Source organism: Rhodococcus jostii NBRC 16295 (assembly GCF_001894825.1).
Classification (GTDB): domain Bacteria; phylum Actinomycetota; class Actinomycetes; order Mycobacteriales; family Mycobacteriaceae; genus Rhodococcus_F; species Rhodococcus_F jostii.
This window is the reverse complement of record NZ_BCWY01000104.1, coordinates 1-19302: the sequence shown is the minus strand read 5'-3', so window position 1 is coordinate 19302 and position 19302 is coordinate 1. Positions and strand designations below refer to the sequence as shown.

The window sequence follows — 19302 nt, the reverse complement described above, 5'->3', positions numbered from 1 at the left end:
TACCGCGTCAAACAATGGTTGGGCACCATTTCACAGTGCCGACAAGTGAATAGGTAGACACGCGCCATCGATTTCGGTACTGACGTCAAGTCCGTTGACGACGCTTCGCCACCTCGGTAGCGATCTCGAGAAAGCTATCCACCGACGGTGAACGGCCTTCTCTGCTAAATACCAAGTCTGTCCCGACCAACGGGGGAGGTGAGACCGGGCGCCACACGAAACCCTCGAACATTCGGGGGTAGTGGCGTTCGAACGTCACGAAAAACGCGTTTCCCGCGAGGATTTCGGCGTGGGCGAAGGTGTCGCCGAAGAAGGTGTCGTGCCCTAGTTGTTGGAGTTCATGGACACGCCCTTCGGCTGCGTGCATGGGGAACGAAGCAATCACCCGATCGTAGAAGCCGGGCGACAGATCTCTGGGGAGGGTGATGAGCAAGTAGCCCAACAGCTCGTCGACTGGGATCACGTCCAGATTGGAGAGAGGACTGCCGACCCCCACCACGGCGCCGAGCGGCTCGTGCATCAGCGTAATGCCCTCCAGCGCGGGGGTTAGCACCGCGCACCTGGCCACACCAACGTCTAGTCGTCCTTCTGCGACGGCGCTTGTCACATCTCGCGTCCAACCCTCGACTGTGACGACATGCAGGTCAGGGAGCCGCCGGTGAACTTCAACCATGATCTCCGGAAGGACGCCCTTTCCCACCGTGGGGGTATAACCGATCCTCAGTCGACCGCGTTCACCTGAAGCGATGCGCCGCGTGTCCTCAACCGCGGCGTCGAGCCGAGCAAATATGTCGCGCACGTATTCGTAGAACTTTGCGCCTGCAGCGGTAAGTTCCACCTTGCGGGTGGTGCGGATGAACAGCTCGACGCCCAACTCGTTCTCTAACTGCCTGATTTGGGTGCTCAGCGATTGCTGCGTCATATGCAGAGTGGTTGCAGCGCGTGTGAAGTGGAGCTGCTCGGCGGTCACAGCGAAGGCGCGAAGATGCCGCATATCAAACCGTACGGTCACGCTCTTACTCCTTCCAACCTACGGTTGCCCACCCGCAAGGGTCCGAAGTTGGCACTATGGCGAGCATAGGCCTGTTCGTCAACGAGTTGCGTGACGATTTGGCTGGTTGGTGTGATGACTTCGCCCGACAACGGGGGCGTGGTCACTGGAACCCACGGCACCCAGGTGTCCGGCCCCGGGCCCGGGCCCGGGGTTTCGCCCATCGCGGCCGCTGTACCACGGTTGCAACTGCCCGTCGGTAGCCGCCGGCGCTGTGGAGCCACTACTCGGTCACGATCACCGCACCCGTCGGACAATTCCTCACAACCTGAGTCAAGGCAGCACGCTTGTCGACAGGAACAGACTCCGACAGTACTTTCGTCGGCCCTCCGTCTTGTACCTCAAAGACATCGGGCAGCTCGGCTTCACAGACCCCCGCGGCGCAGCAGAGGATTTCGTCAACGCTGATCCTCATCGCTCACCCTGCCGACCCGTGGGGGTGAGCCGCAACGGCAGCCGGCTCGGCGTGTGAATGACGTAGCTGGGCTCATAGACCACTTCCGCTCCCTCGTCCGCGATCCGCAGGTCATCGAAACCCTCAAGCAATGTCTGGAACGCGACTCGCGCTTCTAACTTCGCAAGGTTCGAGCCGATGCAGAAATGTTGTCCGTCGCCAAAGCTGAGGTGGTCGCGGACGTTCTCTCGATCCAGATCGAACGTTCCTGGAGCGTCGAATATCTGATCATCGCGGTTGGCTGACCCGTACATCAGCCACAAGCTCGCCCCGGCCGGCACGCTCACGCCACCGACTTCGGTGTCTTCCACAGCTACCCTGAACAGGCCTTGCACGGGGGATTCGGCCCTGAGCACTTCCTCCACAAAAAGCGGGATATCTGCGGGCTTCTCACGAAGGCGATTTGCAATCGCCGGATGCTGGCAGAGCAGCATCGTGCCCGACGTGATCAGGCTGCGGGTCGTGTCCGCCCCTGCGGCGACAAGCTGTGCCACCAGGCCCAGCATCTCGTCGAGCGTCAGCTCAGTTTCCCCGTCAACCCTTGCATGGGCGATGGCGCTCAGGAGATCGGTCTCGGTACCCGTCGGCTGCGTGGAGCGGCGCTCTTTGAGTTCGTTCTCGAAGTACTCCCAGAACGCCAGTTGTCGTCGCACGATGTCGCGTAGCTCCTCGACCGATGAGTTTCGGCCGACAGCTTGGTGATGCGGATTCAGTGCATCGGCCCAGCTCTTGAAGTTGCCCGCGCTATCTCGGGAGACTCCCAGAAGCGTGGCGAGGGTCCTGACCGGGATGTGGGAGGAGTACTCGCGCACAATATCCACGGGTTCGTCCACGTTGAACGCATCGACCAACGAACTGCAGATGGACACGATCTCGGGTTCCATGCGCGCGACGATGCGCGGCGAGAACGCTTTTCCCATCAAGCGTCGGTGGCGTGTGTGCAGAGGCGCGTCCGCGCTGAAGAGCACGTTGCCCCTGCGGAGGACCGTGCTCGAACGTGCTGCGAGTTCCGGGTTGTCGGCCAATGCTTCGGCGATCGCCGCTTCGGTCTCTCGAATGCTGGGGCCCATGGGGCTCCTGCTCGAGAACAACGCCGGGTTCTGCAGAACGTGTTTGATGTCGTCGTATCGACTCACCAGGTAGAAGCCACCGGCATCGCTGAACGTGACTTTTGGTCCGTCACGCAACTCCGTGTACGCCGGGTAGGGGCACCGGACAGCGCCCTGTTCTCTCCCAATTAGCGCATCGATGAGCATCGTACTTCCTCTCTCTGGAGCAACTATCCGTGCACGTGTTCGATGACGCCACGCACAACTCGTCCCTCGACTACATCCCGATAGGCGAGCCCGACTTGGTCGACGCTGTAGCGCTTTGTGATGAGCTCGTCCAATTTCAGAAGTCCCTCGTCGTACAGTCGGGCGAGGCGAGGTACGTCGTACTGGCTGTTACACCCGCCCAGCAGGGCACCTCTGATGCTGATGTTGTAGAAAGTGACTCGATTGCCCGGGACCTGGACATTGACGTCCGCGGAGTCATCCGCGGTAGCGGTGAGGACAAGCCGACCGCCCTTGCCGACCATCTCAAGTGCCGACGACGTAATCTCCGAGGTCAAGACACCCACCGTCACAATGACGACGTCCGCACCGGTTCCGCGCGACAGGCGCCGAGCAAGCTCCGCACCCTCTTCCGCAGTCGCTGCCACGTGCGTAGCACCGAGTTCCCTCGCGAAGTCCCGTTTCATCGCGACCGGGTCCACCGCAATGATGTGGCTGGCACCGGCCGAACGTGCACCCTGGACTGCGTTGATACCGACGCCCCCCACACCGACCACAACCACGGTCTCGCCGGGTTGGACCTCACCGACGTAGACGGCCGACCCCCACCCGGTGGGCACCCCACAGCTCAGGAGTGCCGCGACATCCAGGGGGAACCACGGTTCGATCTTGACGCAGGACGCCTGCGTGACCACCACATGGTCCGCGAAGGTCCCCAGCATGCAGAATCCGCCGAGATACTCGCCGTCAAGGCGAGCTCTGAACGTGCCGTCAGGCATAGCGCCAGTAGGAACGTGCGCCGCCAGGTCGCACATACGGGACCGTCCCGTAGTACAGAACTGGCACATCCCGCACTGTGGCAGCACCGAGAGAATGACATGGTCTCCCGGCTGGAGTCGCGTTACTCCGTCCCCGACGGCTTCAACGATGCCGGACCCCTCGTGACCACCCACCAGCGGATACCGGCCTTCCGGGTTGCCGTGGCGCCGGTGTTCGTCGGAGCGACAGAGGCCCGCGTACTCGACCCGAACTAGAACTTCGCCGGCCTTGGGGGGATCAAGTTCAAGCGTCGCTGTCTGCCAGTCTTCGCCAGCGCCAGTGAGGATTGCGGCCTTAACCTTCACGTCAGAACCTCCAGGGTCTGGATACGTAGTAGTGAACTGAACACACCGCTGGCCTAACCCGCGTAGGGCAGCGATCGATTTGTGGTGAGGTCCCACACGACGGACTTCGGACGCAGGAATGCGTCCACTCCCGCGAATCTGTTTTCGCGGCCGAACCCGCTGTCCTTGACACCACCGATAGAGATCGTGGGATGGAGCGAGCGATAGGAGTTGACCCAGACTGTTCCGGCTTCGAGCCGGCGAACGAGGAACTGAATCGCGCCGGCATCGTTTCCCCACACCTGGGCCGCGAGTCCCATTCCCGTGTTGTTCGATCGATACAGGACCTCATCGATGTCGCGGAAACTGAGCACGCTCGCGACTGGCGCAAAGAACTCCTCCCGTGCGGCGATATTGTCATCCGTCACGTCCGCGAGAACCGTCGGAGCGAAGTAGTTCCCCGATCCAAGGTCCGCTTCCTCCGATGCGTAGCCCCCCGAAATGATCGTCGCGCCTTGGTCGACTGCATCGGCGACCAAGGATGCCACGCGGTCGCGCTGCGTCCGCGTGACAAGCGGGCCCATATGTGTCCGAGGATCCCGTGGATCACCCATCACCACGGTGTCAGCCACACGTTTGGCCATCTCGCAAAACCGTTCATGAAGGGACTCGTGTACGAAGACCCGAGATCCCGCGACGCAGCTCTGACCACTCTTAACAAAATTCGAATGCAGAATCGACGGGACCGCGACATCCAAGTCTGCGTCCGCCAGCACGATTACCGCGTTCTTGCCACCGAGTTCCATCGTCACTGGTTTGATTGCCCCACCGGCCTGCGCGGCAACTGCCCGCCCCCCAGCGGTGCTCCCAGTAAACGACACCATCCCGATTCCGACGTGCTCACTCAGAAGCTTGCCGGTGGCCGCCCCACGGCCGCTCACGACGTTCATCACTCCTGGGGGTAACCCGGCCTCGCGAGCTAGCTCAGCGAAGCGGTATGAGGAGAACGGGCTTACCTCTGGGGCTTTCAGGACGAAACAGTTGCCTGCTGCAAGAGCGGCGCTGGCCTTGATGCTGGCGAGGACGAGATTTGCGTTGAAGGGGATGATCCCGGCGACGACGCCGTATGGCTCTCGCACTTCGTAAGCCAGGCGGTCTGGATAGTTTGCGTATACGTGACTTTCAAGCTTGTCAGCCATGCCGCCGAAGTAGGTCAGCCATTGTGCCGCCCGCTGCGCGTCAGCCGTTGCATCCCTAGTCGGGTGCCCGACGTCCGCGGTTTCGAGTTCAACGAGCTCTTGCGCGTGCGCCGACACACTGTCAGCCCATGCGCGTAAAAGCGCTCCTCGCTGCTCTGGAGGCATATCTCGCCAGACGCCGGAGTAGGCGGCTTGCGCTCCATCGACGACGTCGTCGAGCTGAGACGCGTCGGCCTCGAGCACCTCGCCGAGAATTCTGCCGTCGGTCGGGTTGTGGACGGGCAGATAGTGCCCGAGCGGAACCTCGGCACCGCGTGGCCCGACCAACCCGGATCGCAAACGTTCCGCCATCGCACTATCTCCCAATCACGTGTGTTCGGCATTGGCCGAACGGTGGATTTCTCAGTTGAACACCTGTCTGCTCCGTGTGGAATACTTGCGCACCGTTTCTACGCGACAGTCAGACAGACAGAATTGGATATTCTCAAATCTAGATTCTCCAAGAACGTAACTGATTCGCATTGTCGTTCCGTACGTTCCGAATGCTGGACCGTTTCGTTCTCTATTAGAGCTACGGGACGTAACACTACCGCTGAATTTAGTGGTGTTCTAACAACAAATCGATGCGCTTTGACAGTCTGACTCGCTAGATCAGCGATGTGAGACGGTTCGTGCGGCCGCGCTTCGCAACGTGGATGTCGGGGGCCGTCAGGCGGCGACCTGCCCCGGGGTCGCGGGGTGCTGTGCTCAACAAGCAGTACGAGGCAGCTGTTGCCTCCCGACCCAGGCGCGGGCTACACGATATCGGCCAACAGGGCCGCGATTGAGTGCACCATTTGCACCGATCGCGGTAGGAGAAACCCGGCGAGATACTTACGTTCAGCACCCTTTTAGCGGGGACGGACCAGTAATGTTGCACATCATCGCGCGGGCCTTCTCGCGCGACCAACACGCAACCGCTGGCGGACCAGCATAGTCGGGTGAACAGCGCGATATGCGTTGACCCAGCCGATACGGAACTTGAGATGCCTGAGCTGTGCCACGCCGATCGCGCTGCCCCTGCTCGACCCATTGGAAGGAACCTCATCTGTTCCAGAGTCGATGCCACTTCCTCAGCGTCGCGACTTGTACTCGCGCAGTACACCCCGACTGATGATGGTCTTCTGGATCTCGCTCGTGCCTTCACCGATCAGGAGGAACGGTGCCTCCCGCATTAGCCGCTCGATCTCATACTCCTTGGAGTACCCGTAACCGCCATGGATCCGGAACGCGTCTTGCGTGACTTCGGCGCATTGCTCGCTCGCAAATAGCTTCGCCATACCAGCCTCTACGTCGTTCCGCTGACCCGAATCCTTCAGCCGTGCAGCGTTGACCATGATCAAGTGCGAGGCCTCGACCTTTGTAGCCATCTCTGCCAGTTTGAATGCAATGGCCTGGTGCTCGGCGATCGGCTTCCCGAAGGTTCTACGTTGTTGTGCATACTCGATCGCGAGCTCGAATGCACGAATCGAGATACCGCACGCGCGGGCGGCAACGTTGACACGGCCGACCTCGACGCCGTCCATCATGTGCGAAAATCCCTGTCCAGGAGCCTCACCGAGTACCGCGTCGGCTCCGATCCGGAATCCATCGAAGACGGCTTCGGTCGTATCGACGCCCTTATAGCCCATCTTGTCGATCTTTCCTGGGATGGCCAGGCCGGGCGCAACCTCTCCGAACCCTTCCGGCTTTTCGATCAAGAAGGTAGTGAGGTTCTTGTAGGACTTGTCGGCGCCTTCGTCCGTCTTTGCCAGCAGAGCAATAAGGTTCGAGCTACCGCCGTTGGTGATCCACATTTTGGAACCATCTATCACATACTCGTCGCCATCGCGCCTGGCCCGAGTCTTGATGGCTGCAACATCCGACCCGAGGTCAGGCTCAGACATTGAGAACGCTGCGCGAACTTCGCCGACGGCCATCCGCGGCAGATACAGTTGCTTCTGAGCCTCTGTGCCATGCCGCGCGATCATGTGCGCAACAATGAAGTGCGTATTGATCACACCTGAGACGCTCATCCAACCGCGCGCTATCTGCTCAACGACAAGCGCGTAGGTAAGCAGGGACTCCCCCAGTCCGCCGTAGGCGACTGGAATGGTCAAGCCGAACAGGCCCATCTCCTTCATACCGTCCACGATGTCCGTGGGATATGAGTCGGCGTGCTCTAGCGCGTTCGCGTGCGGGAGAATCTCCTTGTCGACAAACGCCCGAACGGTGGACAAGATCTCTTGCTGGATATCGGTCAGTCCTGCGGTCTGCGCAAGCTGGGCCATGTGTACTCCTTTGTGCCGGATCGACAATCAACTCTGCTACCGACTGCGCGGTCGAAAGTAGACTTCCATCTGTTCAATCGTTCGGGGACTACCGTGGCCGGATCCAGCAGAGCCTGGCCCGCCATTGGTCGCGGGGGGATGCGGAAGGGCACGACCTGCGTATCTATCGCCGCTGTGCGCCCCTCTGCCCGGTCACAGATGCGACGAATGAAATGCCGTGAACTCGCATTCGACCTCCGGCCGTTCGTCTTGGGCAGCACGGTTGCGGACCGTTCGGCTGTATATCTCGGCTCGGCACCGCCAGGTCAATGCGCTCACAATAATCCGGAATGCTTCCGATTGGCGACCGTCCGACCATCGCTGTCCCGACGTCGCCGCGGGCGACCGACACCGCTAACGGAGCGGCCGATGCTGTCGAGGCAGTTCGCTGATCCGGTTCGGCGGAGTCGATGGAACCATGACTGTCGACGTTCATCCTGTTGCGCGCCCTGGCAACTGCATCCCATGGCGGCTCGAGCGCGTGGCCGGCGGGAAGGTTCATGGACGCCCTACACCACCACGCTGCCTGGAAGTGTTGCAGAATGCCAGCTTTCGAGCGTCAGCCATTGCGTGACCGTTACCGGTCAGCCGTCGCGTCCCTCGTCGGATGCCGGACAGTCTTGTAAGGCATCCGACGTCCACTGCCTCTAGTACTTCGCGATGAATTCTGCCAACTGTCGGGCCGTGGACCGCAGGAAAGTGCCCAGCCGGAACCTCGGCGCCACGCGGCGCGACAAATCCGGATCGCAAACTATCCGCCATCGTATTATCTCCCAATCACGTATGTTCGGCAGCTGTCAATCGGTGAATCTCGCAATTGCGCGCCTGCCGGCCAGTGCGGACCACTCGCGCACCGGTCCTAGGCGACAGGCAAGCAGAATTTTACTTTCTCAATGAACTCCCAACGAAAGAGATTGATTTGCGTTGTCGTTCCAATACGTGCCGATCGCTCGACCACATCAATCCCTATTAAACCTACGGGCAGTAACACTACCGCTGAATTTAGACGTGTTCTAACAACAAATCGATGCGCTTTGACAGTCTGGCTAGCGAGATCTGCGATGCAAACCGTTCGAGGCGCCACTCCTCGCGACATCTGTGACGGACTGTCGCTCTGAGCTCGCGAGGTGCTACGGGGTAGCTTGGCCCTCCCACAGCTTGTGACTCTGCAGACCAGGACCGCTTCCTGTCGGCAAACCCACTCTCACATGTGGGCGAAACTCCAGAGAGCTATACCGCCCCACCAACCGCGGGCCCGCAGTACGGGACCACGAAGCCTGCTAGTAGGCGCCCTATAGCCTTCGTTCTCACTGACCAGTACCGTCTGAGGGAGCGCGTGTTCGCCGATCCGTGCTCACCCAGTCGCGCCGGCGATCGACTTCGACAAATGCGCGTTCGCGGGGTCTCCCCCGCGAGCTGCCAGTCTCCTCCTGGCGATGTCTCCACGATACGAACACAAGCCCCACTAGGCCCGGGACTGATCTCGAGGATATCCTGGGACCTACCGGAGTTCTGACGTGATGGCGTGTGGGTGGATGGCTGCTATGGGTGACACTGATCGGGATTGAGGCCTTCGATGGCCGATTTCGAGCCCCTTCCGACCCAACGTGACCAGATCAGTGGGGTCATAGCCAGTGGGGACATAGCAGATCTTGACGCAGCAGGCTTCGAAGAGCCCGTGGAGATCGGACACGGCGGTTTCGGGATGGTGTACCGGTGCCGACAGCCGCTGCTCGACCGCACTGTCGCAATCAAGGTGCTCACCGCGGAGCTCGATCCGGAGAACCTGGCTCGATTTCTACGCGAACAGCAGGCGATGGGCCGATTGTCTGGCCATCCGCACATTGCGAACGTTTTGCAGGTCGGTGCCACACGAAGTGGTCGGCCCTACATCGTGATGCAATACCACCGGCACGGTTCGTTAGAGTCACGGATACGCCGGACCGGCCCACTTGCATTGGCCGAGGCGTTATCCATCGGAGTGAAACTAGCCGGAGCGCTGGAGACGGCACACAGCGCACGCATCCTGCATCGCGATGTCAAGCCAGCGAACGTGCTGCTCACCGAGTACGGCGAGCCTCAGCTGACAGACTTCGGGATCGCCCGGATCGCCGGGGCCTTCGAAACCACGACCGGAACGATCGCCGGCTCTCCGGCGTTTACCGCTCCGGAGGTGCTAAAGGGCCAGAGCCCATCCCCTGCATCAGATATTTACAGCTTGGGAGCAACCCTATTTTGCGCAATCACCGGTCATGCTGCCTTCGAGCGCAACAGCGGCGAGAAGATCGTCGCGCAGTTTCTGCGCATAACCACTGAACCAGTGCCCGACTTACGCCAGCAAGGTATTGCGGCGGATGTGGCGGCAGCCATCGAGCACGCGATGGCAGATCAGCCCAAAGAGCGACCGGCCACAGCCGCTGAGTTAGGCGAAGAGCTCCGCCGTGCGCAACGCAACACAGGCGTGCATGTCGACGCGATGGCTCTACGCGGTGACGAACTGAGTACGGAACATCGACACGACCAGGATTCCGCAAGTGCGATCCCCCGGAGCAGAGAGGCTGCGACCGACAACCCCGACCCCTTGAAGACAGGCGCCCGGAATCCTTCAATTGCGACACTCCCATCCGAGAGCGATGCGATCCACCGCGGGGAGGGGCGCCTACCGTTAAATCTGACCAGTTTCGTCGGCCGCCGACGCGAGATTACGGAGGCAAGGGGCCTCTTGTCTGACTCGCGCCTGGTGACATTGACCGGGATCGGTGGCGTCGGTAAGAGCCGGCTCGCTCTCCGGATTGCTGAAGATTCGCGGCGGGTGTTTCACGAGGGCGCGTGGCTGGTCGAGCTGGGTGAGCTGAAGGAGCCTGATCTACTTGTGGAGACCGTGTCCGCGGCTCTTGGTCTGCGCGACCGCTCTGCCAGACCACCATTTGTGGTACTGGCAGAGCAACTCGCTGACAAACAGTTGCTGTTGATACTGGATAACTGCGAGCACCTCGTCGATGCGGTCGCACCTCTCGCCGAGGCGCTCCTCCGGACCTGCTCCAGTCTGCGGATTTTGGCGACGAGCCGTGAGTCCCTGGGGGTTCGGGGAGAGATCACGATGCGTGTGCCACCACTCGCGGTACCAGATCAAAACGTGTCGGCCTCGCTAAGCGAGACTTCCCGGTACGACGCCATAGCGCTCTTTGCGCAACGCGCTGCCGCGGTTGTTCCAGGGTTCACCCTGACGGACGACAACCGGGACTTCGTGGCTCGAATCTGTCGAACGCTGGAGGGTCTGCCACTGCCGATCGAGTTGGCTGCGGCGCGATTGAGTGCCCTATCGGCCGAACAGATCCTTCAGCGACTCAACGACCGGTTCCGATTGCTGACCGGCGGCAACCGTGACGCCCCAACCCGCCAGCAAACGCTGAGGCTGTGTATCGACTGGAGTCATGACCTGTGTTCGGTCGAAGAGCAGCAGTTGTGGGCTCGGCTAGCAGTGTTCGCTAGCACTTTTGATCTAGATGCGGTGGAGGGCATCTGTACGGGCCATGTGGCACAGCACGACGTGCTCGACTTGATCGCCTCGCTGATTGACAAGTCGATCCTGATCCGGGAAGAAGTAGGCTCGGCGGTGCGGTTCCGTCTGCTGAATACACTCCGAGACTACGGTCGCGAGAAGCTTCAAGAGTCGGGTGAGTACGCGCAGTTCCGACGACGCCATCGGGACTGGTATGGACAATTAGCGGTCCGGGCGAAGGCCGATTGGGTCGGATCCCAGCAACTGGTGTGGCTCGCCCGCCTGGACAGCGAGCTACCGAATCTGCGCGATGCGATGGAGTTCTGTATCACCGAGCCGGGTGAGGCAGAGACAGGGATCAAGATCGCGAACGCGGTGTACACGCTCTGGCGCTCTCGTGGCTTGTTTAGCGAGGGCAGGCATTGGTTCAATCGCGTATTGTCCTTTCAGAGCGGGCAGTTGACGGCCGATCGAGTCGAAGCATTGTGCGCGGACTCCATGCTGGCCGGATTGCAAAGTGATCTTCCGGCGTGTACAGCCTTGACGGCCGAAGCGCGCACTGTGGCAGAACAACTCGGTGATACCGCGACGAGTGCACTGGTCACATGCGCGGAGGGATATCTCGACGTCTTCCGTGGCGATCTTCCACGTGCCGTGCCCCACTTCAAGGAAGCTATCGAAGTGTTCCGCGAAAATGCCGTTCCCGCTCTAAACGAGACTGTCGCCTTGGCCGGGCTCGCGTACGCAGTCGGACAACTCGGCGACACGACCCAGGCGCTCGCCACTTACCGGGAGATGACCGCGCTGACGGACACCCAGGGTGAAGCGTTCTGGAAGGCCGAGTCGCTAGTAGGCCTAAGTCTGGCGATGTGGCAGCAGGGCGATCGCCAGCGCGCGACCAATCTCGCGGAGGACGCACTCCGGGCAGCCCTCACTGTGAAGGACCTTTTCAGCTGCGCCTGGTGCCTAGAAGTGATGGCATGGATTGCCGCCGATCATGGCAGTACCCAGCGCGCCGCTCAGCTTCTCGGTGCCGCAGACACCCTGTTCTGCGACACGGGCAGTGCCACGGCTGCGTTTCCCAGTTTGCCCATCCATCACGATGAGTGCCAGCGGCGAGTTCGCAGCTCCCTCGGCGAGCGAGCGTTTGACGCCGCCCTGCAGCGCGGCCGGGAGTTGAGTCTCAAGGAGGCCGCCGCTCTCGCTCTCGACGAGAAACTGCAGGCCTCAACGCCGTCGGCTCCCAAGCAACCAAGCAGGATCCTAACCCCTCGTGAGCAGCAGATCGCTGAGCTTGTTGCGCAAGGACTCACAAATAGGGCGATCGCAGACAAGTTGGTAATCTCGCAACGCACCGCAGCAGGGCACGTCGAGCATGTACTCACCAAGCTGGGGTTCACCTCACGCACCCAGATCGCGGCTTGGGTTGTTGAGCAGGCGCAGCAAGGACCAACCGCCTCGCATCCGGAGTTGACCTGATCGAACTCGACGCTTCAAATTCACCTGCGGCAAACCATATGGGTTGGGGCCTGATTTGACCACATCAGGACCGAACGATGATGGTCGACGGGCGCCGGGGACTGTCGTCGGACCTCAAAGTTGAAGGAGATCTGCACACTCTCTGTGATTCTGTTGCGGGGCTGTCTATACGGCGTGGATCACGCGTAGCGACGTCCATTAAGACTATTTACGAACGAGATTCAAATCTGACTGGCGCGTCGGAGCCCAATGAAGGCGGCCATCGCGTGACTCTTCGAGAGACCGACCAAAGTCACTCGATGAAGGACCACGCGATGACCAGTTCAGTGCCCACGATTTCGACCTGCTCCAGTTCCAACCGATCGGCGCACCGAGGACCGCCAGACCTGCTGCCCATCGGCACATCTGCTATTTCGTGATCAGCAGCGGTTCCGTCGACTGTTCCGACATCCTTCCCACCCTTGCCACTAGCCTTGAATCATTCGGTGCAGAATCGGTATTCGCTACAAACCCGATGAAACACCCCCGGCATCGACTGGGGTGAAATACCTGCACCCGTGGCTAGAATCGGCAGGATAAACATTGTCATGCCGAACTCGTTGGTCTAGGGCAAGCTGCCGATGGTCCACACTGCGTCGCTATCAGGATGCGATGGCGGCGCAGCCTCGTAAGGCTTGACGGACTGGCCACCGGTAGCAGCTACCGGTGGCCAGTCCGACCGTCACCGACAATCTGATGATGACGGAGAGGGCCTACATGCAAGAAGCACGCCACGTGTGGCACCGTGAGAGATATCAGGTCGCGCCCTTAAAGCATTCATGCACAATGTCCTGCTTCTGCACAGGCCCTTGCAATTCGGCGACGATGGCTCCCTTCCGAAGTACCAACACGCGATCGCAAATCGTGGCGAGTTGGTCGTAATCAGAACTCGCGCAGATCACCGACATGCCGTTGTCGGTTGCCTCACGGACGAATTCGAAGATCTGCTCGCGTGATCCGATGTCGACGCCCTGAGTCGGTTCGTGCAGCAACAGTACCTTGGGACTCGCGGCCAACCACTTCGCCAACACCACCTTCTGCTGGTTTCCGCCCGACAGTGTCCACAACTCCTGCCGAGCGTCGCGAGGCCGGACATCGAAGTCGTGCATGAAGGTCTGTGCCTGGTCCAGCATTCGCCGCCTGCGGAGCACACCGCCCCGCTTGAAGCGATCGAGAAGTTGGAGCGTTACGTTGTCCGAAATAGGCAGGTTCGGCACACTCGCGTCCCCGAGTCGATCCGCTGGGACAAGCGCGAGTCCTGCACAGATGGCACCCCGCGGCGTTATTCTACTCAGGTCGTGCTGAGCCCCATCGATCAACATCGTGCCCCGAGCGTCTGAACGAGAACCGAAGAGCAGATAGGGCAGTTCCTCGAACCCAGAACCGACCAGCCCTGTAATTCCCACCGTCTCCCCGGCGCCTACCTGCAGGTCGAACCCTCGAACCCGCGAACCGCTCACGTCCCGCAACCCGAGCTTGACCGGACCACCACGACCCCGACCAGCCTTCGGGCCACTGACCTTCAACTCGCGACCGAGGATAAGGTCGACAACCTCGCGCGGGCTCGTGTCAGCAGTGACGACCGTCCCCACGTTCGCTCCGTCTCGCAGCACGGTCACCCGGTCAGTTACCTCGCGCACCTCGTCGAGGTCATGCGAGACGAACAACACGCTCGCACCGCGCGCAACGATCTCACGCACCAGGCGGAAGACCTTTTCCACGCCTTCGCGCGGCAGGAAGACCGTCGGCTCATCGAGCACCAGGAGCCCCCGGTGGCCTGTTCCGCTATGTTGCAGCGACCGGTTCAGCGCGTCGACCGCCCGCACGATCGCGAGCAGAGCGCGCTCGACATGATCGATGTCGGCGACCTTCGCCGATGGGTCCAACGTAAGGCCATAGTCGGCAAAGAGCTTGATCGCTCGGCGGCGTTCACTACGCCACGACACATGCCAGCGGCTCATCTCCGATGCAAGGTCACTGAGCCGCAGATTCTCCGTCACAGAAAGCGAAGGAACCAAACCCAGGTCTTGGTGAACGAATTCGATACCGAGCGCGTGCGCCCCGCCAATGCGCATCGGAAGGTCGATCTGGCGCCCATCCACGAGGAGGCTGCCCGAGTCGGGCGCGTGAAATCCCGCCAATACCTTGATCAGTGTCGACTTTCCAGACCCATTCTCGCCCAACACGCCATGCACTTCGCCGGCCTCGATCCGGAGCGAGACACCATTGAGCGCCCTGGCACCACCGAAGCTTTTGACAATGCCGCACAGTTCGAGGGCCGGAGCGGTAGCTGACCCACGGCGCTCATCGCGGACAGTGACATCCAATGGGCTCGTCATCCGACGCCCCACGCTGCCTTGCGCCCGCGCACGACTTGCGAGATCGCTACTGCGAGCACCAACGCACCTCCATAGAACAGATTCTGCACAAAACTGTCCGAACCGAGCATCTGCAGGCCCGTGATCCCCGTGATGAGAAAGTAAACGGCGATCAGTGTCCCCACCGGATTGAATCTGCCAGGCATGATCGTTGTCGCGCCAAGGAAGGCTGCTGCGAACGCAGGCAGTAGAAGCTGGATGCCAGACGAAGGGTCCGCAGAGCCAGAGATCCCGGTATAGAGGATTCCGGCGACAGCACTGAGCAGGCCCGCCCATACGAATGAGCCAATTCGCGAGCGAGTCACATTGATTCCGGACAACTTCGCCACGCTGCGACTTCGCCCTACGATCAAGAGCCTCCGCCCGACTGGCGTGAACTCGAAGACGTACAACATCACTGCGCCAAGCAACAACGCATAATAGAAACCCATTGGTACACCGAACAGTTGCTTCACGATCACCCATTCGACCAGGCCCGGAGCGACCCCACTGATCGTGTTCGAGTCACTCATCCATAGCACCACTCCTCCGATGAACGTCCCGGTACCCAACGTGACAATGATGGACTCGATCCGAAAGAAGGTGACGATCGCGCCGTTGACGAAGCCCACAGCCGCACCTGCGAGGAGAGCTAGCAACATCGAGGGGACGATTGGCCACCCATGTTGAACATTGAGTAACGCGGTGATCATCGCCGACAACGTCAGCGTGAATGCCACCGAGAGGTCGTAGTCGCCGGCCGTCATCGGAATGATGAGTGCCAGCGCAAGTACCGCCAGCACGGCCTGCGAGCCAAAGATCGTCCCGAAGTTGTCGGCCGTCGGGAAGGTATCAGGCTTGAGGACGCTGAAAACAGCGATCAACACAGCCCACGCTCCGACCAATGCGAATCGTTCGACGAACCCTCGGGTTCGATCTGTTGGCCGGCTCGCCACGCTCGGGGCGGCCTCAGCGTTGCTGATTTGGGTAACCGGATTCTCGGATGGCCGAATAGTAACAGGAGTTTGCTGCTCTTTCATTTCTTACTTCCCTGTCCAAAGGCTCGTAAACCCATCGATGTAAGAGTTGCCGTAGCCCTTTTCAATCGCGGGCGGTGTTCCGGCCTCACTAACGTTCTCACGGGTGAAAACCCTCAAAGGAATACTCTGCTTTTCTAGCGTCGGGACGCCTGCCATCGACCGCATGATCTGGTCCATCACCGCCCAGCCAGTCCATTCCAGACCCTGTCCGACATCCATTCGGACGATGTCCTCGTCCTGCATCATCTTCAGCACGAAAGGCTGGCCGTTCTCAGTCGCAACATGTACCTTTCCGACACGGTTAGCAGCCTTAATCGCCGGCACGACCCACTGAGTCATTCCGTCGTAAATAGGAATTACGTAGTTGATCGAAGGGTCCTTGACCAGCTCCGACTGCACCGCGGACTGTATCCGGGTCGCCCACTGAGTCGCCGGCACGTCCACGATCGTAAGTTCACAACTGCTTCCGCACCGCACCTTAAATTCGTCTTTGAGTGCATCGACCATCGGCTGTGAGCTTGGCTGATCACTGCTCACCACAGCGACGACGTTGGCCTTTCCTGACGTGTCATGAATGGTCCAGTCCGCCATAAGTCGGGCAACAGTCTCCCATTCAAATGGAACCACCACGGGGACTGTCGAAGGAATCAGCGACATCTGGGTAGGTCCGAACTCCATGCTGCTGGATACCGTAATTCCGGCGTCTTGTGCTGCCTGCAGTTGTGGACCGAGCACACGTGGATCGATGGTGCTCAGATTGATAGCGTCAACCTTCTTGCTGATCGCCTGGTTGATCCCCGCGACGAAATCCGCCTGCGCGCCCTGACTCTGGAAGAAGGTGTAGTCGATGCCGTACTTCTTCGCCACCGACTCCATTGCATTGTTCAACGTCTGGTTGTAACTAACGCTACTCGAGAACGGGATGTTCATCATGGACTGCCCAGCGACCCCGCTCGCATCGAACGCGGGCCCCAGCGCCTCGAACTGGGGAACCCTGGTGTAATTGTCTAGCTGCTGCTTCACATACGCGAGGTCAGCGCTGGTCGATGTATCGGCCGGACCTCCGGTAGAGCGCGCATCGCTCGCTCCTGAACAAGAAGTGAGAACGGCCATTGCGGTCACCGCGATCAACGCTTCCACAATTCGTTTTCGAGCGCGTGCGCGGGTGAGGGCGTGGGTGCGAGGACCTCGGAATACCTTCAGATTGGACATCATTATCTCCTTGTCGGCTATCCGAACCCCGATGGCCGGCTGTCTTGTCAATACGCTGCGACAACGCCAACGGGCAAGATGACTTCCCTCATGACGCTGTGAGCCATGACACTATTCGCTGAAAACCCCCGTACCAACATCGATTTGCCCGAGATTCACCACTGCCGCCGGTTAATGCTTTCATTGGCTTCGACGGATAAGGGCACCACACTCCCACGTCCTGGTTGACATCTCGGGGAGTATGTCGCGTCATCTCAGTTCACAGCGACAACCCACATCCTTCCCGCCAGTGCGCTTTTGATTCCGCGAAGGGACATGCACTCTCCAGCGGTGACTCCGAAGTACCAGAGGCACAGCGATCCAGAGCTCTGGTGACAATCGCCGACCGATCGGACCCCGTGCGCACGCAGGAGGCACCGGGCGACGCCCATCAACGTACACCCGCGTGACGGGAGCCGGGCACGAGTCACGTTTTAATAGTTGGCCTTTCGATCTCCTGCCAGATCTTTCGAACCATAGTGTTTCGCGAGCTGCTCATCTGGCGATGCCAAGACTGCGCCGCACTGATGCTGCCACTAACGGTGACCTGTTCGTCATGTCGAAGCGAACGCCTCAAATCGGTGCCCGCAACGGGCCTGGGTGTCATCGAACTGACCTGGCTCTTCTGACCCTTTGATGGGTGATCTCCGCGAGCCTGATAGACGCAACGCCCTCCCTCGCATAGGTTTTGGTTTGCGAAGACAAGACCTAAGGGAGAAGGCGTTGCGCGCTGCCAGAATACTGCAGAAACTGCTGGGAATCGACAGGGCCCGGATAATCGATGTCGAATTCACGGACGACGAACGAGGACCAGTGATCGTGGTGTCCCTCGAGCCACACGCGTCGGTTCGGTCCCGCTGTCCACATTGTGAACAGCGCTGCCCTGGATACGATCGCCCGAATCGACCTCGACAGTGGCGTCACCTGGATATGGGCGGCATGCGGTGCTTCGTACAAGGTTCGGTATCGAGGATTCGATGCCCCGAGCACGGCGTGGTGACCGAGATGGTGCCGTGGGCACGGCCGGCTGCGAACATGACCAGGGCGTTCGACGACAACGTGGCGTGGTTGGCCGCGCACAGTCCAGCTACGTCGGTGTGCGAGTACGCCCGAGTGGCGTGGCGATCTGTGACCAGGATCGTCACCCGCGTCGTCGGCGATGCTGTCGGGCGTACTGATCGGCTCCAAGGATTGCGGCGCTTGGGGATCGACGAAATCGCCTACCGGAAAGGTCACCGATACCTCACCGTGGTGGTCGATCACGACACGGGCCGACTCGTATGGGCAGCCGAAGGGCACAACGAGAGCACCTTGAATCGATTCTTCGACGAGTTGGGTGAAGAACGCACAGCTCGTCTGACGCATATCAGTGCTGATGCTGCGAAGTGGATCGCCTCGACCGTGCGCAGCAGGGCGCCGCAGGTGAAGCAGTGTATGGATCCGTTTCATGTGATTCAGTGGATGACGCGGGCTCTGGACCGAGTGCGGTCGCGTGTGTTGTCGCGGCTGTGGGGATTCACCGACCGGGATCGACGTCAGCTGCGGTGGGCATTGTTGAAGAACGTCGAGAATCTCAGCCCCGCGCAGATATCAGTCCGAGCAAAGATTCTCGAGGACAGAAACAGCGAACTGTGTCGGAGCTATGTCCTGAAAGAATAACTGCAACATGTCTATTCCGGCTCGAGGAAGAGGGCCTCGGTACGATTGCGAGCATGGTTGCAGATGGCCCAGGACAGTGGGATCCCGGAACTTGTAGGCCTGGCTAAGAGCATCGCTCGCTATCGGCGCGAGATTCTCAACGCAATCGACTACGACCTGTCCAATGCCCGTGTCGAGGCTAACAACACCCACCTGCGGTCGCTGACGAAGCGATCCTACGGATTTCACAGCCCAGAGGCCTTGATTTCGATGGCGACACTGACACGAGGAGGTGCGTGCCCAGCTCTGCCACAAGTTTAGTCGCCCACCAAAGGGTCAGGACGGCCACTGACCTTCGACGGACACCACGTCCCCCACACCGCGGTCATCCACGTCCGCAAACCTGGTCGGGGAGGACTCAGCATCGCGGACCGGCTGGTCCTCCGGATCAACGGCTCTCTTGCCCTCGGCGTAGCACGAGCATGCCTGACCGAAGCCGACCGCATCGGACATCCCTGCCCACAGTTGTGGGAAACACACACCACCATCCGCACAGCACTCGACAAC

At 60.4% G+C, this 19302-nt stretch carries 10 protein-coding genes and 1 pseudogene; 2 read left to right on the top strand and 9 right to left on the bottom strand.

Annotation, left to right across the window (positions count from 1 at the left end; translation table 11 throughout):
* Window positions 1–85 precede the first annotated feature (85 nt).
* The 6 genes from RJ1_RS38435 to RJ1_RS38410 all read right to left on the bottom strand — a co-directional run bounded on the left by RJ1_RS38435 (window position 86) and on the right by RJ1_RS38410 (window position 7390).
* Window positions 86–1012: a LysR family transcriptional regulator gene (locus tag RJ1_RS38435; RefSeq protein ID WP_073368699.1), complete on the bottom strand. Its 927-nt coding sequence runs from the start codon at window positions 1010–1012 to the stop codon at window positions 86–88.
* 262 nt (window positions 1013–1274) lie between these two features.
* Entirely contained in the window at window positions 1275–1466 is a 192-nt protein-coding gene (locus RJ1_RS38430) for a ferredoxin (protein WP_073368698.1), read from the bottom strand.
* Window positions 1463–2761, bottom strand: coding sequence for a cytochrome P450 (locus tag RJ1_RS38425; RefSeq protein WP_073368696.1), 1299 nt, complete (start codon window positions 2759–2761; stop codon window positions 1463–1465). The genes RJ1_RS38430 and RJ1_RS38425 overlap by 4 nt, the downstream gene beginning before the upstream one ends.
* A 23-nt stretch (window positions 2762–2784) precedes the next feature.
* Entirely contained in the window at window positions 2785–3903 is a 1119-nt protein-coding gene (locus RJ1_RS38420; RefSeq protein WP_073368694.1) for an NDMA-dependent alcohol dehydrogenase, read from the bottom strand.
* 53 nt (window positions 3904–3956) lie between these two features.
* Entirely contained in the window at window positions 3957–5432 is a 1476-nt protein-coding gene (locus tag RJ1_RS38415; RefSeq protein ID WP_073368692.1) for an aldehyde dehydrogenase family protein, read from the bottom strand.
* A 761-nt stretch (window positions 5433–6193) separates the two neighbouring features.
* The gene (locus tag RJ1_RS38410; protein ID WP_073368690.1) at window positions 6194–7390 is read right to left on the bottom strand and encodes an acyl-CoA dehydrogenase family protein; all 1197 of its coding nucleotides are present in this window, start codon (window positions 7388–7390) and stop codon (window positions 6194–6196) included.
* 1615 nt (window positions 7391–9005) lie between these two features.
* Between RJ1_RS38410 and RJ1_RS38405 the strand changes: the two genes are divergently transcribed.
* The gene (locus RJ1_RS38405) at window positions 9006–12410 is read left to right on the top strand and encodes a protein kinase domain-containing protein (protein ID WP_073368688.1); all 3405 of its coding nucleotides are present in this window, start codon (window positions 9006–9008) and stop codon (window positions 12408–12410) included.
* A 794-nt stretch (window positions 12411–13204) separates the two neighbouring features.
* Here the strand turns inward: RJ1_RS38405 and RJ1_RS38400 are convergent.
* Genes RJ1_RS38400 through RJ1_RS38390 form a run of 3 tightly spaced genes read right to left on the bottom strand, consistent with a single transcriptional unit; the run spans window position 13205 to window position 17058 of the window.
* Window positions 13205–14788, bottom strand: coding sequence for a sugar ABC transporter ATP-binding protein (locus RJ1_RS38400; RefSeq protein WP_073368721.1), 1584 nt, complete (start codon window positions 14786–14788; stop codon window positions 13205–13207).
* Window positions 14785–15846, bottom strand: a complete 1062-nt coding sequence (locus RJ1_RS38395; RefSeq protein ID WP_083400439.1) for an ABC transporter permease — start codon at window positions 15844–15846, stop codon at window positions 14785–14787. Before RJ1_RS38395 ends, RJ1_RS38400 begins: the two co-directional genes overlap by 4 nt.
* A 3-nt stretch (window positions 15847–15849) precedes the next feature.
* Window positions 15850–17058, bottom strand: coding sequence for a sugar ABC transporter substrate-binding protein (locus tag RJ1_RS38390; RefSeq protein ID WP_162850319.1), 1209 nt, complete (start codon window positions 17056–17058; stop codon window positions 15850–15852).
* 762 nt (window positions 17059–17820) lie between these two features.
* Here RJ1_RS38390 and RJ1_RS38385 point away from each other — a divergent pair.
* Window positions 17821–19056, top strand: a pseudogene (locus RJ1_RS38385) (ISL3 family transposase).
* Window positions 19057–19302: the final 246 nt, after the last annotated feature.

Excerpts from the sequence above, each read along its gene's own strand:
- RJ1_RS38430 (WP_073368698.1), bottom strand. The coding sequence starts at position 1,466 with ATGAGGATCAGCGTTGACGAAATCCTCTGCTGCGCCGCGGGGGTCTGT.
- RJ1_RS38425 (WP_073368696.1), bottom strand. The coding sequence starts at position 2,761 with ATGCTCATCGATGCGCTAATTGGGAGAGAACAGGGCGCTGTCCGGTGC.
- RJ1_RS38415 (WP_073368692.1), bottom strand. The coding sequence starts at position 5,432 with ATGGCGGAACGTTTGCGATCCGGGTTGGTCGGGCCACGCGGTGCCGAG.
- RJ1_RS38410 (WP_073368690.1), bottom strand. The coding sequence starts at position 7,390 with ATGGCCCAGCTTGCGCAGACCGCAGGACTGACCGATATCCAGCAAGAG.
- RJ1_RS38405 (WP_073368688.1), top strand. The coding sequence starts at position 9,006 with ATGGCCGATTTCGAGCCCCTTCCGACCCAACGTGACCAGATCAGTGGG.
- RJ1_RS38400 (WP_073368721.1), bottom strand. The coding sequence starts at position 14,788 with ATGACGAGCCCATTGGATGTCACTGTCCGCGATGAGCGCCGTGGGTCA.
- RJ1_RS38395 (WP_083400439.1), bottom strand. The coding sequence starts at position 15,846 with ATGAAAGAGCAGCAAACTCCTGTTACTATTCGGCCATCCGAGAATCCG.
- RJ1_RS38390 (WP_162850319.1), bottom strand. The coding sequence starts at position 17,058 with ATGTCCAATCTGAAGGTATTCCGAGGTCCTCGCACCCACGCCCTCACC.